Annotated in this window: 14 protein-coding genes; 10 read left to right on the forward strand and 4 right to left on the reverse strand. The window is 48.6% G+C overall.

Translation table 11 applies throughout. The features are described from left to right. The 9 genes from B3180_RS12425 to tldD all read left to right on the forward strand — a co-directional run. Window positions 1-1446, forward strand: a 1446-nt coding sequence (locus B3180_RS12425; RefSeq protein ID WP_286844893.1) for an SUMF1/EgtB/PvdO family nonheme iron enzyme, incomplete at its 5' end; no start/stop codon positions are given. A 59-nt stretch (window positions 1447-1505) separates the two neighbouring features. Then, window positions 1506-2549, forward strand: coding sequence for a rod shape-determining protein (locus B3180_RS12430; protein ID WP_126780974.1), 1044 nt, complete (start codon window positions 1506-1508; stop codon window positions 2547-2549). 3 nt (window positions 2550-2552) lie between these two features. Then, on the forward strand, window positions 2553-3410 hold the full coding sequence (gene mreC / locus B3180_RS12435) for a rod shape-determining protein MreC (RefSeq protein ID WP_054489769.1): 858 nt from the start codon (window positions 2553-2555) through the stop codon (window positions 3408-3410). Further along, entirely contained in the window at window positions 3407-3892 is a 486-nt protein-coding gene (gene mreD, locus B3180_RS12440; protein ID WP_054489771.1) for a rod shape-determining protein MreD, read from the forward strand. Before mreC ends, mreD begins: the two co-directional genes overlap by 4 nt. Beyond that, window positions 3892-4488, forward strand: coding sequence for a Maf family protein (locus B3180_RS12445; protein WP_286844896.1), 597 nt, complete (start codon window positions 3892-3894; stop codon window positions 4486-4488). Before mreD ends, B3180_RS12445 begins: the two co-directional genes overlap by 1 nt. After that, the gene (gene rng, locus B3180_RS12450) at window positions 4478-5947 is read left to right on the forward strand and encodes a ribonuclease G (RefSeq protein ID WP_054489775.1); all 1470 of its coding nucleotides are present in this window, start codon (window positions 4478-4480) and stop codon (window positions 5945-5947) included. Before B3180_RS12445 ends, rng begins: the two co-directional genes overlap by 11 nt. Window positions 5948-5952: 5 nt before the next feature. Next, on the forward strand, window positions 5953-9831 hold the full coding sequence (locus B3180_RS12455) for a YhdP family protein (RefSeq protein WP_278358277.1): 3879 nt from the start codon (window positions 5953-5955) through the stop codon (window positions 9829-9831). Further along, window positions 9803-10600, forward strand: coding sequence for a carbon-nitrogen hydrolase family protein (locus tag B3180_RS12460; RefSeq protein ID WP_054489783.1), 798 nt, complete (start codon window positions 9803-9805; stop codon window positions 10598-10600). Before B3180_RS12455 ends, B3180_RS12460 begins: the two co-directional genes overlap by 29 nt. Next, complete coding sequence (gene tldD, locus B3180_RS12465) at window positions 10597-12018, forward strand: metalloprotease TldD (protein WP_278358276.1); 1422 nt, start codon at window positions 10597-10599, stop codon at window positions 12016-12018. The genes B3180_RS12460 and tldD overlap by 4 nt, the downstream gene beginning before the upstream one ends. A gap of 15 nt (window positions 12019-12033) precedes the next feature. Here tldD and yjgA read toward each other — a convergent pair whose 3' ends face one another. After that, window positions 12034-12549, reverse strand: coding sequence for a ribosome biogenesis factor YjgA (gene yjgA / locus B3180_RS12470; RefSeq protein WP_054489784.1), 516 nt, complete (start codon window positions 12547-12549; stop codon window positions 12034-12036). A gap of 54 nt (window positions 12550-12603) precedes the next feature. Between yjgA and pmbA the strand changes: the two genes are divergently transcribed. Further along, window positions 12604-13950, forward strand: a complete 1347-nt coding sequence (pmbA, locus tag B3180_RS12475) for a metalloprotease PmbA (RefSeq protein ID WP_286844901.1) — start codon at window positions 12604-12606, stop codon at window positions 13948-13950. 11 nt (window positions 13951-13961) lie between these two features. Here pmbA and mgtE read toward each other — a convergent pair whose 3' ends face one another. From mgtE to B3180_RS12490, 3 genes are all read right to left on the reverse strand, one after another. Further along, window positions 13962-15323, reverse strand: a complete 1362-nt coding sequence (gene mgtE, locus B3180_RS12480) for a magnesium transporter (RefSeq protein ID WP_054489786.1) — start codon at window positions 15321-15323, stop codon at window positions 13962-13964. Window positions 15324-15325: 2 nt separating this feature from the next. Next, entirely contained in the window at window positions 15326-15601 is a 276-nt protein-coding gene (locus tag B3180_RS12485) for an HPr family phosphocarrier protein (RefSeq protein WP_054489788.1), read from the reverse strand. Beyond that, a partial coding sequence (locus B3180_RS12490; RefSeq protein ID WP_286844903.1) for an RNase adapter RapZ occupies window positions 15594-16137 on the reverse strand: 544 nt, incomplete at its 5' end. The genes B3180_RS12490 and B3180_RS12485, both read right to left, overlap by 8 nt.

The following is a 16137-nucleotide window of genomic DNA, read 5'->3' on the forward strand; positions in this document are numbered from 1 at the left end:
CGTGTTAGTAAGCACAGCCTAATTAATGAAATTGAAACCTTAAAAGAACAGCGTAACTTAGCTCGGGTCGATCGGTTAGAGAACGAGTTTAACCGCACGGGTGAACTGGAAGTGAGCCAGTCCATTAGCTGTGATCGTCAGGAAACTTTGGCGCAGTGTGAGAACCGCGGTAAGTTGATGGCGAAGCAAAAAGCCTCAAAACAGTATCTCAATACAATTTTAGATGGCTTAAGTGAATCGTCGCTGGCACGTGAAAATATTGAAAAAGCGAGCCCGAACGTTCAAATCTTAGGTTCAAAAACCGTTAGCAATGGCTTCAGTGGTGCTGGTAATTATGGCGTCAAACTTGCTGTGGAACTGAGAGGGCAGCTGCCGCAAAGTCAGGCATGTACTCTGCTGAATGTTGATATGCGCTACTGCGCGGCGGAGCAACGGCCGGGGGAGCTGCAAGCGGGTGATGAGGAAACGGTTGATAGCTCCGTCATGCACCCGTTAACCATACGCTCGAACGTGTATGATGATGAAGTTGTTATCGATGGCGTAAGTTATGGCTCAACACCGTTAGAAGTGATGTTGCCAGGTGGTGAACACCAAATTGAAGTTCTTAAGTACGGATACTCTGCTTATGCAGAGAAAATAGTATTAAAAGATGCAACCTCTATTCGAGCTGATTTAGAGAAGTCAGAGTATTCTTTTACTCGTGGCGAGAAAATTCAGGACATTCTATTCCGTGACGTTCGTGGCCCGGAATTAGTCGTTGTCCCTGCCGGGAAATTTAAAATGGGTGATCTAGTAGGCAATGGTTTGCCTAATGAACGCCCTGCTGAAACACGTGAAATTCCAACGGCTTTAGGTATTTCAGACACTGAAATAACCGTTGAGCAATTTAGTAATTTCGTAAAAGATACTGCGTACGTCACTGATGCCGAGAAACGAGGCACATGTGCAAGCCTTAGCAATGGCCGCCCTCAGTTTAACGACAATCTAAGCTGGAAAAATCCGGGCTTTAAGCAGTCAGATAGCTCGCCGGTTGTTTGTGTGAGTTATAATGATGCTAAAGCATACGCCGACTGGTTAACTCAAAAGAGCGGTTTTAAATACAGCATTCCAACAGAAGCCGAGTGGGAATACGCTGCGCGCGCCGGCTCTGAAACAGATTTTTGGTGGGGAAATGATGTTGGTTATGGTAAAGCAAACTGCCGTAACTGCGGTACAGATTGGTCAAACACACGTCCGGCTCCAGTCGCCAGCTTCCATCGTAACCCTTGGGGACTGTACGATACAGTCGGTAATGTCTGGGAGTGGACTGAAACCGATAACGGTGTGGTAGTGAAGGGCGGCGCCTGGAACTTTACGCCAAGTTTGGCAAGAGTTTCTACAAAAATGGAACTTCCGTCAGATTTTAACTCCAACTACATTGGATTCCGTGTTGTAAGAGCTCAGTAAGTACTTACTGGGCTCTTTGCTGTCACTCTGTTAGCTTATAAGTAGGGATATACCGCTTCATGTTTAAAAAAATTCGCGGCCTTTTTTCAAACGATCTTTCAATTGACCTTGGAACAGCGAATACGCTTATCTACGTCAAAGACGAAGGTATTGTGCTGAACGAGCCGTCTGTTGTTGCCATTCGTCAGGAACGCTCTGGTGGGCCAAAATCGATTGCCGCCGTTGGGGCAGCAGCAAAGCAAATGCTGGGTCGTACGCCAGGGAACATTCGTGCTATCCGTCCAATGAAAGACGGCGTCATTGCAGACTTTTATGTGTGCGAGAAAATGCTGCAGTTTTTCATTAAGCAGGTGCACGACAGCCATTACTTCCGCCCAAGCCCGCGAGTTTTAGTTTGTGTTCCTTGTGGCTCAACTCAGGTTGAGCGTCGCGCCATTCGTGAATCGGCACTGGGTGCAGGAGCACGCGAGGTTTACCTGATTGACGAGCCTATGGCGGCCGCTATTGGTGCTGGCTTACCGGTATCCGAAGCGACTGGTTCAATGGTCGTTGATATTGGTGGCGGTACAACTGAAGTTGCCATCATTTCATTAAACGGTGTGGTCTACTCGTCATCGGTACGTATTGGTGGTGACAAATTTGATGAAGCAATTATCAATTATGTCCGCCGTAACTTTGGCGCGTTAATTGGTGATGCAACAGCAGAGCGTATTAAACATTCAATTGGCTCAGCCTTCCCGGGTGAAGAGTTGAAAGAAATTGAAGTACGTGGACGCAACCTGGCTGAAGGGGTTCCGCGCTCATTTACGTTAAACAGCAATGAAATACTGGAAGCTCTGCAAGAGCCGCTAATGGGTATTGTCAGTGCCGTCATGGTTGCACTGGAACAGTCGCCACCGGAGTTGGCATCCGATATTTCAGAGCGCGGTATGGTTCTGACAGGTGGTGGTGCGTTACTGAAAGACCTTGATCGCCTGTTGGTTGAAGAAACCGGTATTCCGGTCATTATTGCTGATGATCCGCTCACCTGTGTTGCGCGCGGTGGCGGTAAAGCCTTAGAGATGATTGATATGCATGGTGGTGATTTATTCAGTTATGAGTAATTCATGAAAACTCTGTTTGCCCGAGGTCCATCCTTACTCTCCAGGCTAGTGCTCGCACTAGCCTGTTCGTTTCTACTGATTTTTATTGATCATCGCCTACAAGCGATGAAGCCTGTCCGTCTATTTCTCAATTCGTTAGTGGCTCCAGTGCAGTACCTGGCTATTTTGCCTGAACAGATACTGGACGGCTTGTCTGAATCGGTAAAAACAACCTCTCAGCTCAGCGAAGAGAACAAGCGCCTGAAGCAGGCGATTCTTGAGTTGCAGGGTGAGCAACAGCAGCTTCGCTTTCTTCAGAATGAAAATAAACGGCTGCGAGAATTGCTGGGGTCCGATGCACGCGACTCCGCTCGTCGTATGGTAGCGGAAGTTATTGCGGTTGCATCAGAGCCGTTTTCACAACAGTTGGTCATCAATAAGGGTACCCTGAGTGGCGTCTATGAAGGGCAGCCGGTGCTCGACAGCAATGGTATCATTGGTCAGGTGCAGGATGTTGGCGGAAATACCGCCCGTGTTTTATTGTTGTCTGACCAAAGTCACGCCATATCTTTGCGCTCAGAGCGCAATGACATTCGGGTATTGGCACAGGGAACCGGTGATATTGGTCGCCTTGAGCTCATGTTTATCCCACACAGCAGTGATTTACAAAAAGGTGACTTACTGATGTCCTCAGGCTTGGGTGGCGTATTTCCTGAAGGCTATCCCGTTGCGCGAATCAGCAGTATTGTTAGAGACGAGTCGTTGCCTTTTGCAACGGTATTCGCTGACCCTGTCAGCGCACTGGACCGTGTTCGTAATGTGCTTTTGCTATGGCCTAGTGAAGGTGAGCAACAACCGATTTTCGATGAGGACGAGGGATGATTGTGGTTAAACCCGGGTTTATCACCTTGCTGGTTACATACGTCATTGCACTTACGCTGATGGTGATGCCGATGCCTGCCGCATTCGACACCTTCCGTCCTGACTGGCCGACTCTGGTCATGTTGTATTGGATAATAGCTCTGCCACATCGGGTTAATATGGGCACAGCGTTAGCTCTTGGGGTTTTAAGTGACATTTTATTAGGCTCTATTGTGGGTGTTCACGCGTTAGGCATGGTGGTGGTTACTTATTTTGCGGCGCGCCATTTTCAGCGTATTCGTAACTTTGCCTTAATTCAGCAGGCGCTGGTCATTGCTTTACTCATATTTATTAAACGCTTTGTGGTCTTTGAGGCGAATGTATTTTTGCACGACGCAGAATTTACACTGTCCTATTTCTGGCCGGTACTAACATCGGCCGTATTCTGGCTTTGGGTGTTCCCGTTATTACGAAAAGTCCGTCGCCAGTTTGGGGTAGTCTGATGCGTCTTTTGCTTGCCTCGTCGTCGCCAAGGCGCAGAGAACTGCTGACCTTACTGCATCGGCCCTTCGACTGTTGTGTTCCTGAAATTGAAGAGTGCCGTGGCCAGAATGAAACTGCTATGGACTATGTGACCCGGCTGGCTGAAGAAAAAGCGCAGGCTGTAGCGAAAAGGCAAAATGAGGCCTGTTTGGTTATAGGCTCTGATACCTTAATCAGTTTTCAGGGGCAGGTTATGGAAAAACCTGAAAACTACGAGCATTTCAGCCAAATGATAAAGCAGCTGTCAGGGCAGACGCACCAGGTTTTAACGTCCGTCAGTGTCTGCTACTGGAATGGTCGTAGTATTCAGGAGCAGGAAAACGCCGTGGTAACAACTCAGGTTGAGTTTGCGGCGCTTACCAATGAAGAAATAGAAGCCTACTGGGAAACCGGAGAGCCGCACGATAAAGCTGCTGGCTATGGTATTCAGGGCTATGGCGGTAAGTTTGTAAAGCGCATCGACGGTAGCTACTTTGCGGTTGTTGGCTTACCTTTATATGAAACGGAGCAACTATTGCGGATGTTCGAAATGGAAGGTGAAGTCGATGAGCGTTGAAGTCTTAATGAATGTGACCCCCACAGAGACTCGTGTTGTGCTTGTTGAAAACGGCATCTTGCAGGAGGTCCATATTGAACGTCAGGCAAAGCGTGGGCTGGTCGGTAATATCTACATGGGTAAGGTGTCCAGAGTGCTGCCGGGTATGCAGGCGGCTTTTATTGATATTGGCCTGGACAAAGCCGCATTTTTACACGCTTCCGACATTGTTGTTCAAGTGGACGGCGATGACCTGCCTCAACCGGATGAAAAGCCTCAGCAAAAGATTACCGAGCTGGTACACCAGGGGCAGCACATTATGGTGCAGGTGGTAAAGGACCCCCTGGGAACCAAAGGAGCGCGTTTAACAACCGATATAACCCTACCCTCAAGGTATTTGGTCTTTATGCCCAAGAGCGACCATGTGGGCGTCTCTCAGCGCATTGAAGAGGGTGATGAGCGTGAACGCTTACGTCAATTGGCTGAAGATGTTAGTAAGGTAGACGGGAAATTCATTGTACGGACAGCGGCAGAAGGCGCTTCGGAACAGTCTTTAAGGGGTGATGCAGACTTTCTTTTCCGGTTGTGGGATAAAATCAAAGCCCGCAAAAAATCTCAGCGCAAAGTGGGCATGTTGTACGAAGACCTCAACCTTTCCTGTCGCGTATTGAGAGACTTTGTCGGAGAAGAAATAGAGCGTATTCGAGTGGATTCTAAGGTGACTTTTGACACCTTAAAAACTTTCACTCAGGACTTTATTCCGGAATTGACCAGCGTACTTGAGTATTATACCGGTGATCGTCCCATTTTCGACTTGTTCGACGTGGAAAATGAAATGCAGCGCGCGTTAGACCGCAGGGTTGATTTGAAGTCAGGTGGATCGTTGATTATTGATCAGACCGAAGCCATGACAACGGTAGACATTAATACCGGTGCTTTTGTTGGTCACCGTAATCTGGAAGAAACCATCTTTAATACCAACATCGAAGCAACACAGTCTATTGCCCGACAATTACGCTTGCGAAACCTGGGTGGCATTATCATTATCGACTTCATTGATATGCAGGATGAAGAGCATAAGCGTCGGGTTCTCCATAGTCTGGAGCAGGCATTGGCTAAAGACCGTGCAAAGACGACCATTAATGGGTTTACTTCTCTGGGCTTGGTTGAGATGACCCGTAAACGCATCAGAGAGAGTCTGGAGCATGTTTTGTGTTCCGAATGCCCGGTTTGTCTTGGACGCGGCAGTATGAAAACCGTGGAAACGGTCTGCTATGAAATTATGCGAGAAATTGTCCGGGTGCACAAAGCCTACGAAGCGGATAAGTTCGTTGTTTACGCCTCCGCTCAGGTAAGTGAAGCCTTACTTAATGAAGAATCTCATGCTCTGGCTGAACTTGAGCTCTTTGTTTCGCGTCAAATAAAGATACAAACCGAACCCTTGTATAATCAGGAACAATTCGACGTTGTCATGATGTAAGGCTAATGCGTACTCTGTCGTGGATATTGAACAAACTCTGGCTAACGCTGGCTATTGTGCTGGTGCTGGTTGCGGTCGGCCTGAGTTTATTGCGCTACAGCCTGCCTTACCTGCCCGATTTAACTGAACCTCTCGAAGAGCAGTTGGAAGCCCGTTTTCAGCAACCCGTGAGTATCAGCGACCTGTCTATGACCTGGACCAGAGAAGGCCCTTCTGTTGTCCTCGATAATCTTGTTTTACTGGAGCGTGAGAAGTCACCTCTGCAAGTGCGCGTCGGTGAAGTTCATGTTGTACTGGATTTTTGGAATACGCTGTTGGACAGACAGTTGATTGCTGAGCAGTTTATTCTGGAAGATGCACGCATAGCTTTGGATCTGAGGAAATTTTCCGGTCTTGATGAAACCGAAGAATTAAATATCGACTACATTAACCGTTTGTTTTTGCAGCAGTTAGAGAAGTTTTCACTGAATAATGGCGAATTATTACTGACCAATCTGCGTGGAGTGACACGTAAAATTGATATTGATCGCCTGTCCTGGACAAATGAAGGCAAAAAACACCAGGGGATAGGTCAGTTCAGAATGGAAGACTTTGCCACCAACAGCCTTAATTTCATTATTGATTTACGAGGTGATCGTTGGTCAGAGTTTAATGGTCAATTTTACGTCGATTCTCAAAATGTCGACATTAGTCCCTGGTTAGAAGAACAATTGGGGGATATTGATGTACAAGCTTCGAATGTTAACTTCACCGGCTGGCTAGATGTTCGTAACGGTCAGTTGTTTGAGGGGTTACTTAAACTAAGAGATAACCGCATCACCTGGCTCGATGCCGGAGCCGATGAGCTTAAATGGCTTCAGCTCCCTGAGGGCGAAATTATTCTGAGGCCGGAAGCTGAAGGGTGGCTTATCAACAGCTTACCTATGACAGTGAACACCTCTGTTGGTCAGTTAGACATCCCCCGTATTGCCTGGCAGCAATTGACTGATGTTCATGATATTAGCATCGACGATATGGATATCGGTGAAGTCATTGGTCTGCTTCCTTTAATTCCTGTCGACTTTGATACCAACGGATTGATGGCCCTGGGTCTTAATGGCAAAGCAAGTTTTCGGTATCGGATGCACCCGGTTTCTGGCCGGCAGTGGTCGTTGAAAAGTGAAAATTTATCTGCCGATGGTAACGATAGTTTGCCAAGTTTTAATGGCCTGGATTTAGTGGTAAATAGCACCGCAAACCAGGGGTATTGGCGTGTCGATGGTCGTAATGTTCGGCTTGCAGGCAATAGCTTGTCTCCAACGCAGGCATGGGATATTGATACTTTGAGCTTATCCGGTTCGTGGCTAGTGCAACCCAAACACTGGAAAGTCCGGTTAGAACAGATGGAATTAGCCAAGGACGATTTTCTTCTTGCTGGAAGTGGACAGCTTACTGGTAACGGAGCGGATACCCCTCAAGTTGATGCGCTACTGTCAACCCAACAACCTTTTTCTGTCTCAACAGCGCGGACATTGCTCCCCTCAGTTATGGGGCAGGGCGTTAAAGATTACCTCACTAATGCTTTAGTATCCGGTGAGGCTAAAGGTCTTGAAGTATTATGGCGCGGGCCGGTCAATGAGTTTCCGGGGGAAAAACAGAATGGCGTTTTCAACGCGCGTGTTGACTTCGATACTTTGAGCTACCGGTTTCAACCAAATTGGTTGCCGTTAGAAAACGCACCCTTAAAATTAGATTTCTATAACAAAGCCTTGCGGATGTCAGCAAATGCCGGCCACATTAACGAGGTACAGGTGAAGCAGGTTGATGCCCAAATTCCTGATTTAACGGATGCGGAGCAGGGTTTGCAAGTACAGGCGAATGTGAGTGGTAAGGCTGAATCTTTACTTCCTGTTTTTGAACAGTCTCCGCTTGATAGCGTGACTGAAACCCTATTGCAGCTTAACCCTAAAGGTGAGGTTGAGGGGGCGTTTGAATTAGACATTCCGTTTAATGGTTCTCGTGAAGTGGCGGTAGAAGTCAGCGCGCCGCTGAAAGGGGTTTCAATTACCGTTGAGGCATTACAGCAGACCTTTGACATAACGAACGGGCAATTAACGGTAGAGAACAGTAGCGTCAGCACCGAGGGTTTACGTTTAAACTGGTATGGAATGCCAATAGATACTCAGGTGTCTGGTGAGTTAAGTGATGAGGAGTACCTGCTCGATATCACTACGGCAATAGACTGGCAAAGCGAGCCTTTGTTTGAACAACTCCCTTACCCGCAATGGGAACCGTTTTTCTATGGTGCGGTTAACGGCGAAGCGGACTTATCTTTGCGCCTTAGTAACGAAGATGTTGGTGTTGAACTGGAGTCACAGTTTGATTTGACGGGGCTGGAAACCTCACTGCCCGAACCTTTGCAAAAGGACTTTGGAGAGGGGTGGCAGCTCTCAGTTCGTCTCAATGGAAACGGTGACCAACTGCGACTGCGCGCCAATATCGATGATCGTCTTAGCTGGGACAGCCTTTGGCAGCCTGGTAGTAACGGATGGCAGCAAGCCGTATTGAATGTCGGAGAAGTATCTTCAGCAGATGAGCCGGGCAATTTTACCGGGTTTGCTGTGAATGCGGAGTTACCTCAAGCGGATATTGGACAGTGGTATTCAGTTATCTACGCTCTGGCAGAGGGAGCCGGTGGTGATAGTGAACAGCAGAGCAGTGGTGATGGGTGGTTGCCGGACTCTATTAGTATTGAAACACCTCAGTTGCGTTGGGGGCAGCAGAAATTTAATCAGGCCGATATCCAGGTATGGCCTGGTGAGTCAGGCTGGCAAGCCCGCGTAGACGCGAATAACGCCGTGCTAAGCGCGACAATCCCCGAGAATTTTGTGCAGCAAGGTATCAGCATTAGAGCGGATTATTTAGCCTTAAGCACGGGTTTTGAATTACCGGAGGAATCGGATGAAACGAACTGGAGCTGGCTTGAAAAAGTCCCTCCATTGAATTTTCTGTGCCGTAGTTGCCGTATCGATGAAAAAGACTTAGGTGAAGTAGAGTTGATTCTTAGTCCTCTTGATGACGGCTTCAGTATTGAAAAAATGACGCTTAAAAAGGACAGTGACGAGCTGACACTGACAGGGTTCTGGCGGCATTCAGAAGAGCGGGGATTCAGCGCTTTGTCCGGTAGCCTAAGTAGCGAAGATTTGGGCGATTTATTACGCGATTATGGTTTGGAAACCGCAATAAGGGACAGCGCGGCGGTCATTGATTTTGATTTGAATTGGCAAGACCATCTACATCAGTTCGAGTGGGAGTCACTCAATGGTGAAATTAAATGGGATTTAGAGAAAGGTTATTTGGCCGAAGTCAGTGATGGTGGTGCGCGTTTGTTTTCTATGCTGAGTCTGGACAGCATTCTACGTAAGTTGACACTGGATTTCCGTGACATCTTCTCTCAGGGAATGTTCTTTACTGACTTAACGGGGAGCGTTCAGGTTGAAGACGGCGTGGCCAACACCAATGACGCGCAACTATTAGGCTCCGCCGGCGATATGGAAATTCGCGGGTGGACAGACATGAACACCGGCGAATTAAACTATAATCTGACTTATGCACCTAAAGTGACTTCCAGCCTTCCTATTATCCTGGCCTGGATGGTTAACCCGCCCAGCGGCCTTGCCGCCTTGTTTATTGACAAGGTACTGCATGACGCTAAAGTCATTTCTCGCTTGCGGTATCAGGTGACAGGAACCATTGATGATCCGGTAGTTGAAGAAATAGAACGTGACAGCCGCCCTGTTGATTTGCCAGAATTGGAAGAGAACTCAACCGATTCCGAGGCAGATGATGACACAAGTGCAACTGACGGCGCTGCAGATGAGCAGTCGCCCGGATCCGCAAGATAATCTGACCACCGTTGCTAAGTTATTAGAGCGACTTCCCGCTGCGCGTCCGCAACTGGTGGTGTTGCCGGAAGCGTTTTGTTGCTTCGGTGCTGGCGATCGTGCGCAGTTGGACATGGCTGAAACCTATCAGGACGGTGAAATACAGCGACAGTTGGCTTCGCTGGCAAAAGCGCATGGTATTTATCTGGTTGCCGGCACCATACCCATAGCGGCAGGCGAACGTTTTTCTGCGGCATCGTTACTCTTCGGGCCCGACGGTTCTATTGTCAATCGCTACGATAAAATTCATTTATTTGATGTCGATGTTGCAGATAACACCAAAAAATACCGGGAGTCAAAATGGACGAAACCCGGCACTGAAGTAGTAACCGCCGCAACCGACTTAGGTGTGGTTGGTATGTCAGTGTGTTATGATCTGCGCTTTCCAGAGTTATTTAGAGCATTGCGTCAGGCGGGCTCCGATATCATTGTTTTACCCTCCGGATTCACCCAGGTTACAGGGAAGGCTCACTGGCATGCGTTAGTTCGGGCCAGAGCTATTGAGCAGCAGGTGTTTATTGTAGCGCCGAACCAAGTCGGACAGCATGATAATGGCCGCGAAACCTATGGGCACTCGATTATTGTTAGCCCCTGGGGTGAAATACTGGTCGAGCAGGAGCAGGGCGAAGGCATTATTTCAGCCAGCGTTGACTTAGCGGATGTAGAATCCATTCGAAAGCAAATGCCGGTGGCGCAACAGAATCAATTTGAGGTTGTACAAAAGACATGACACTAACTGACTATGAACTGTCACAAGACGAAATAAGCAACGCGTTATCAACACTTTATAGCGGTGATATCGACTTTGCTGATATTTATTTACAACACAGTGTCAATGAGTCCTGGGTGCTGGAAGATGGCATTATTAAGGACGGAGCGTTTCATATAGAAACCGGTATGGGCGTGCGCGCGGTGCAAGGCGAAAAAACCGGTTTTGCGTACGCCGATGAAATTACTTTGAATGCGCTTAAACGTACCAGCGAAGCTGCCCGGGGTATAGCCCGTCAGGGACAAAGTAAAAAAGTCCAGGCGCTGAAATCGGTGCAGGCAAAGTCGCGCTATGAAGCGCTTAACCCGCTGGATACCTTATCTGAAGATGAAAAAATCGAATTACTAAAAAAAGTAGATGCCCACGCACGTGCGCAGGACTCAAGAGTGAGTCAGGTCGTTGTGAGCCTTAGTGGCAGTTACGATGAAGTTCTGGTCGCTGCAACAGACGGTACTCTGGGAACCGATAAACGCCCCTTAATTCGTCTAAATTGCTCTGTCATCACCGAGCAAAACGGCCGCCGCGAGCGCGGCAGTGCCGGTGGTGGAGCGCGTGTAGGATATGAGTTTTTCCTGGAAGAAAAAAGCGGTAACGCGCGTTGGCAGCGTTTTGCTGAAGAAGCTGTACGTCAGGGGCTGGTTAATTTAGAAGCAAAGCCGGCACCTGCGGGCAATATGCCGGTGGTTCTGGGATCGGGTTGGCCGGGTGTGCTGTTGCATGAAGCGGTTGGCCATGGTTTAGAAGGTGACTTTAATCGTAAAGGGTCATCCGCTTATTCCGGTAAAATTGGCGAGCAAGTGGCTTCACCACTTTGCACTATTGTCGATGACGGCACACTGAATGATCGCCGTGGCTCAATGAGTATTGATGACGAAGGCACGCCGAGTGGTTACAACGTATTGATTGAGAATGGCGTGCTGCGCGGTTACATGCAGGACAAAATGAATGCGCGTTTAATGGGTCAGGCAACGACCGGAAACGGACGCCGCGAAAGCTTTGCTCATCTGCCGATGCCGCGAATGACCAATACCTATATGCTCGCCGGCGAGAACAGTCCGGAAGAGATTATCGATAGTGTGAAAAAAGGGATTTACGCCCCCCAGTTTGCGGGTGGCCAGGTCGATATTACTTCAGGGCAGTTCGTTTTTTCTGCGTCTGAAGCTTATTTAATTGAAGACGGGAAAATCACCACACCATTAAAAGGTGCAACACTTATTGGTAACGGACCAGAAGCCATGGCACAAGTGTCTATGGTTGGGAATGATTTATCGCTGGACGAAGGTGTGGGCGTTTGCGGTAAAGATGGGCAAAGTTTACCCGTAGGCGTTGGTCAGCCAACCCTGAAACTGGATTCAATGACCGTAGGTGGTACGGAATAACCGAACTGCCTGCGGCTAGGCAAGCAGTTCACGTAAATAGACGAAGAGTTGACGAGCGGCAACAGGCGGTTTTTGTTCCGCTTTTTGCTTCTCTGCAAGGCGGATTAACTGACGCAGTTTTTGGCGGTCAGCATGAGGATGCTCCTCAATAAATGCTTGCAGAGCGTCGTCGCCTTCATGCAGCAGCTTATCGCGAGTGGTTTCAATCTCGTGGAAGATAGAAGTCTGCTGTTGATGCGCATTTTTTAGATTATTTAGAGCTTGCTCAATAGGCGCAATATCACGTAAGCGCATGAGCTTGCCAATAAATTGAAGCTGGCGTCGGTAGCCTTCGTGCTTGTTGCGAATTTTATGGGCAAGTAAAACGGCATCGCGCAGCTCATCATCCAGTGGCATTTTTGCTAACTGGCTGTCGGTTAAATTGACAAGTTGAGTCCCAAGCTCCTGGCGTTCAGCCATTTCGCGTTTTTTTTGGGACTTGCTGACGAAGTCGTCAGATTGTTCAGGATTTTCGGCTGGGCGTTTAGGCATAGGTTCGATTCATTAGCGCTACAAAGCCGTCAGTTTAGCAGTGAGGAGAGTTTTTTGATAGTACAACTGAGTGACTTACAGGTTCAAATGAAGCAGGTAGAGACTGCGGTAAAAGAAGCGCTGCGTCTGGCTGAGGCCAAAGGTGTCAGTTCTGCCGAGTGTTCAATAAGCCACAGTTCAGGTATTTCAGTGGGCACACGCCTGGGAGAAGTTGAAACCGTAGAGTTTAATCAGGACGGTGCGCTGGGTATTAGTGTTTACCGTGGACACCAGAAAGGTTCGGCATCAACCACTGACCTGTCTGAGCAAGCAATTAGTGCGGCAGTTGATAAAGCCTGTGATATTGCTCGGTTCACTTCTCCGGATCCATACAATGGCTTGGCTCCGGCAGAATTAATGGCTACCGATGTGCCCGATCTGGACTTGTGCCACCCGGGTGATCAGAGCGCTGAGTATGCTATTGAACAGGCTCTGGCTTGTGAGAAACATGCTTTGAATCTGGACGAGCGTATTGTTAATTCAGACGGCGCGCATTACGGCAGCCATACCGGCTTTCGGGTTTACGGTAATAGTCATGGTTTTATCGGTGGCTATTTACAGTCCCGGCATAACCTCAGTTGCGTTTTAATCGCCAAAGAGGGCGACAAGATGCAGCGCGACATGAGCTATTCTGTTGCGCGTAAGATGCAGGAACTTAAATCTGCCGAAAGCGTTGCCGAAGAGGCCGCTGCAGAAACCTTGTCCCGCTTAGGTGCACGCAAAGTACCAACCGCTAAAGTGCCGGTCATTTTCCGGGCAGACATTGCCGGAAGTTTGTTCGGACACTTGGAGAGCGCAATCAGCGGTGGCAATTTGTATCGTAAATCCAGCTTCCTGCTTGATCAGCTCGGTAAACAGGTACTGCCCGAGTGGCTTAATATTCAGGAAAAACCACACATTATTGGTGGCCTGGCGAGCTCGCCATTCGATGCAGAAGGCCTGGCGACAAAAGAGCAGAATATTATTACCGACGGTGTTTTGCAGACTTACCTGTTAGCCAGTTACGCCGCGCGTAAATTGGGTATGCAGCCAACCGGGCACGCTGGAGGTATTCACAATTGGCGAGTTACACAGCAGGATAATTCTTTAGCACAATTGTGCAAGAAAATGGGTACTGGTTTGCTGGTAACTGAGCTAATGGGCCAGGGCGTGAATATGGTCAACGGTGACTACTCACGTGGCGCCGCCGGCTTCTGGGTTGAAAACGGAGAAATTCAATACCCGGTAGAAGAAGTCACTATTGCCGGTAACTTAAAAGACATGCTGGCGAACATTGTTGCCATAGGTAATGACACCGATGAGCGTCATGCGCTGCACACAGGCTCTGTATTGTTAGAGCAAATGAGTGTTGCCGGTAATTAAACTAAAAAGATTTAAGACAGTAATAAGGTTGCTGAGCCAAGGAAGGCAAAGATACCGACAACGTCAGTCACGGTTGTGAGGATAACCCCGCCCGCCAGAGCCGGATCAATATTAAAGCGCTTAAGAACAAGTGGTATGGTCGCACCGGCCAACGCGGCAGCTACCAGGTTCATCATCATTGCAAAGGCGATAATCCCACCGACTAACCAGTCTTGCTTCCACAGCGCGACGACAGCCGCAATCAGCACCGACCAGATAATGCCGTTTAAGAAACCAATAGCCAACTCTTTACCGATAAGCCATCGGGAGTTACTGGTTCCTATATGGCCCAGAGCCATACCTCGTATCACCAGCGTCAGTGTCTGACTACCAGCGATACCACCCATACTGGGCACAATGGTGTTCAGAATAGCCAGTACCGCCATTTGCGCTAAAATATCTTCAAATAAGGAACTGACCATAGCGGCGAGTAACGCCGTAACTAAGTTCACCGCCAGCCAGACTGTCCGGCGTCGGGTACTTTTTAATACGGGGGCGAAGGTATCTTCGTCATCTTCCAGACCCGCCATACTCAACATAGAGTGCTGGGCTTCTTCGCGAATAATATCGACCACGTCATCGATGGTAATACGACCGACAAGCTGCTGGTCACTGTCGACAACCGGCGCGGATACCCAGTCATGGCGTTCGAATAGCTTCGCGACCTCGGTTTCTTCCATATCGACGGGTATGGTCGTAATGTCAGACGACATAATCTCATCAATACGGCGGCTCGGGTCAACGGTCAGTAGTTGAGTCAGAGATATTTCACCGGTGACCTTTTCATTGCGGTCGACAACATAGAGTTTGTCTGTCGCTTCGGGCAGTTCGCCCTTAAGACGCAAGTAACGCAGAACAACGTCTATAGTGACGTCTGAGCGCAGGGTGATAGTATCGGTGTTCATGATACCACCAGCGCTGTCTTCGGCGTATGAGAGCGCTGTTTCCGCACGTTCACGGTCGCTCTCGTCCATGGACTTCAGAACTTCCTGATAGACTGGCTCAGGTAAGCCACGCAAAACGTAGGCCAGGTCATCGGTGTCCATGCCTTCGGTGGCAGCGGCAAGGTTCTCCGGTGCCATTTGGCGAATAATGTCTTTCTGAACTTCTTCGTTCAGTTCTTCAAGAATTTCACCGTGTTCTTCAACATCGACCAGTTTCCAGACAATGGAACGGCTTTTCGGTGGCGAAGACTCCAACAACAGTGCCACGTCACATGCCGGCATATTATGCAGCATACGGCGAGCAGCAACGAACATACCATCGGACAGCGCGGAGTTAACCTCCTGGATGCGCTGCATGGCATATTCTTTGTCGGACAGTTCCGCAATCATGTTTATTCGTCTTCCTCGAAGCGATCTTCAAATAACGCACTAACAGCATCCAGCGCCGCTTGTGCATCTTTTCCTTCAGCACACACTTCAACAGATTTACCCTGTTGGCTGGCCAGTAGCATCAGACACATTACACTGGCGGCATTCACGCATTGTTCGCCTTGTCGCACCGTTATGGTTGAATCAAATTCTTGTGTTAATTGAGCCAGCTTGGTTGCGGCGCGAGCATGCAGACCCAGTTTATTGCGAATAATTAGGTTTCTGCAAACTTTATCCATTGCGCTTTAACTCCCGATGTCTGACCTGAACCTTTAGGTCTTTTTGTTCAAAGCGTTCGGCTAGCTGCTGAGAAATATAAACTGAACGGTGCTGGCCACCAGTACAGCCGGTGGCAATAGTCAGATAACTTCGGTTGCTGCGCTGAAAATGTGGTAACCAAGTGTCGAGAAAGTTTTCCAGCTGATAGATAAACTTAGTGACTAAAGGTTGTTGGCGAAAGAAGAGTTGGACGTCGGTATCCAACCCCGTTAACAACTTTAGCTCAGGTTGCCAGTGTGGGTTCGGTAAAATTCGCGCGTCAAAAACAAAGTCGGCGTCTTTGGGTAAGCCATATTTAAAGCCAAACGACTGAAAGACAATAATGAGTTTTTTATCTGCGCGACCAAGTACACGCTCAGTAACCTGTTCGCTCAGCTGGTGCAGCGACAAGTCGCTACTGTCGAGACGCCAGGTGGCACGCTCCATAATAGGCTCAAGCATCTTATGCTCGGTTTGAAGCGCTTCCAGTAAAGGCAGTTCTTTTTGAGAGAGTGGG

Origin of the sequence: Idiomarina sp. UBA4206 (assembly GCF_002383015.1) — a bacterium.
GTDB lineage: Bacteria > Pseudomonadota > Gammaproteobacteria > Enterobacterales > Alteromonadaceae > Idiomarina > Idiomarina abyssalis.

Bases quoted from the DNA above. Each gene is read 5' to 3' on its own strand.
- mreC (WP_054489769.1), top strand. From the start codon at position 2,553: ATGAAAACTCTGTTTGCCCGAGGTCCATCCTTACTCTCCAGGCTAGTG.
- B3180_RS12485 (WP_054489788.1), bottom strand. From the start codon at position 15,601: ATGGATAAAGTTTGCAGAAACCTAATTATTCGCAATAAACTGGGTCTG.
- B3180_RS12455 (WP_278358277.1), top strand. From the start codon at position 5,953: ATGCGTACTCTGTCGTGGATATTGAACAAACTCTGGCTAACGCTGGCT.
- B3180_RS12445 (WP_286844896.1), top strand. From the start codon at position 3,892: ATGCGTCTTTTGCTTGCCTCGTCGTCGCCAAGGCGCAGAGAACTGCTG.
- yjgA (WP_054489784.1), bottom strand. From the start codon at position 12,549: ATGCCTAAACGCCCAGCCGAAAATCCTGAACAATCTGACGACTTCGTC.
- rng (WP_054489775.1), top strand. From the start codon at position 4,478: ATGAGCGTTGAAGTCTTAATGAATGTGACCCCCACAGAGACTCGTGTT.
- B3180_RS12460 (WP_054489783.1), top strand. From the start codon at position 9,803: ATGAGCAGTCGCCCGGATCCGCAAGATAATCTGACCACCGTTGCTAAG.
- tldD (WP_278358276.1), top strand. From the start codon at position 10,597: ATGACACTAACTGACTATGAACTGTCACAAGACGAAATAAGCAACGCG.
- B3180_RS12430 (WP_126780974.1), top strand. From the start codon at position 1,506: ATGTTTAAAAAAATTCGCGGCCTTTTTTCAAACGATCTTTCAATTGAC.
- mreD (WP_054489771.1), top strand. From the start codon at position 3,407: ATGATTGTGGTTAAACCCGGGTTTATCACCTTGCTGGTTACATACGTC.
- mgtE (WP_054489786.1), bottom strand. From the start codon at position 15,323: ATGATTGCGGAACTGTCCGACAAAGAATATGCCATGCAGCGCATCCAG.